This is a genomic window from Alteromonas genovensis (assembly GCF_010500895.1).
Lineage (GTDB): Bacteria > Pseudomonadota > Gammaproteobacteria > Enterobacterales > Alteromonadaceae > Alteromonas > Alteromonas genovensis.
In genome coordinates this window covers 1-1,471 of the sequence record NZ_JAAAWO010000027.1, presented here as the reverse complement: position 1 = coordinate 1,471, position 1,471 = coordinate 1, and the positions used below count along the sequence as shown (strand labels likewise).

General features: G+C 46.0%; 1 protein-coding gene. It reads left to right on the top strand.

Features of this window, described 5'->3' with window-relative positions:
* Positions 1–109 precede the first annotated feature (109 nt).
* A complete protein-coding gene (locus GTQ48_RS17400; protein ID WP_163107804.1) occupies positions 110–1,264 on the top strand; it encodes an IS110 family RNA-guided transposase in 1,155 nt (384 codons plus the stop codon).
* Positions 1,265–1,471 lie beyond the last annotated feature (207 nt).

Here is a 1,471-nt window from a genome sequence, read left to right as displayed (position 1 = left end):
ATAGACACAATGACTCCCTGAGAAATGCTAGCCTCCGCATTTTCGTGGGTTAACTTTTCAGCCAGTGCCATAATTAGTTTGCTTAAGACTAAATCATTTGGAGGCTAGCATGAACAAACATAGCATGATTTTTATCGGATTGGATACGCATAAAGAGTTTCACGAAGTTGCCTATTGTGAAGAGCAGCGCGGAGCAAGCGCCGTGCACTATGGCCGTATTCCTTCTTCAAAAGTCAGCGTTAAAAAGCTCATTCGTCAGTTTGAATCGAAATATCCTGGGGCAACAATCCATGTGGTGTATGAAGCAGGGCCATGTGGATATTGGATTTATCGACTTATCACAAGTTTAGGGCATTGTTGCTATGTTGTTGCTCCCTCCCTTATTCCAAAAAAGCCAGGGGAGCGAATTAAAACCGACCGCCGAGATGCGCTTAAGCTTGTTAGGTCACTAAAGTCGGAAGATCTCACGCCTATTTATGTGCCGGAGCCAGAAGATGAGGCAGTAAGAGATTTATCCCGCGCTCGCGAGCTTGCCATGAAGGATTTAAAAGAAGCCAAATACCAACTCAAAGCCTTACTGCTGCGCAATAACATCCGTTACGAAGGCACGGCCAACTGGTCGAAGAAACATCTGCGATGGCTGACCGAGCTGATATTACCTCATCCCGCGCAGCACATCGTTCTGCAAGAGTACTTACAAACAATAGAAGAGCGCATACGACGACTTGAAAGGTTAGATAACGAACTCACCCATCATGTGCACCAGTGGCGCTATTATCCTGTTGTTAAAGCAATCCAAGCCATGCGTGGTGTGAGGCTGCTAGTGGCGGTTGGAGTTGTTGCTGAACTTGGTGATTTACACCGATTCGACCATCCTAGAAAGCTCATGGCTTATTTAGGTTTGGTACCAAGCGAGCATTCCTCAGGCGGAAAACGTCATTTGGGCGCAATAACCAAATGTGGGAATGGTAGAGCGAGGCGCTTACTCATTGAAGGCGCACATAGTTATCGCTATCCAGCCAATATCTCGACGGATATTCAACTACGACAGGAAGGCTTACCTAAAGATATTGTCGATATTGCTTGGAAAGCACAACTTCGATTGTGCAAACGCTATCAGCGTATGAATAAAAAAGGCAAACACTACAATTTAATCATCACGGCAATAGCCAGAGAAATGGCAGCATACATCTGGGCTATCGCCAAAGAAGTGGTACTTACGCCAGTTAACCCAAAACTACGGTTAAGTCGAGTACCCGCATGATAAACGAGTTTGAGCTAACGCATTCGGATCAGGCCGCGGAATGTGGCACAACCTACGAGGGCGTTATGATGGCAATAACTTAACGGTTATTGATCCACGAACATAGACTGATGAGAAGGTGACCACGGCGGAGTGAGTAAGGTAGGCGCTGTTCATTGAGAGATGAATAATCCACGAATACCAGCATGACAACCGACGACATTACTG

What these genes read in the sequence shown, in the direction of transcription:
- GTQ48_RS17400 (WP_163107804.1), top strand. Translation starts at nt 110, where the DNA reads ATGAACAAACATAGCATGATTTTTATCGGATTGGATACGCATAAAGAG.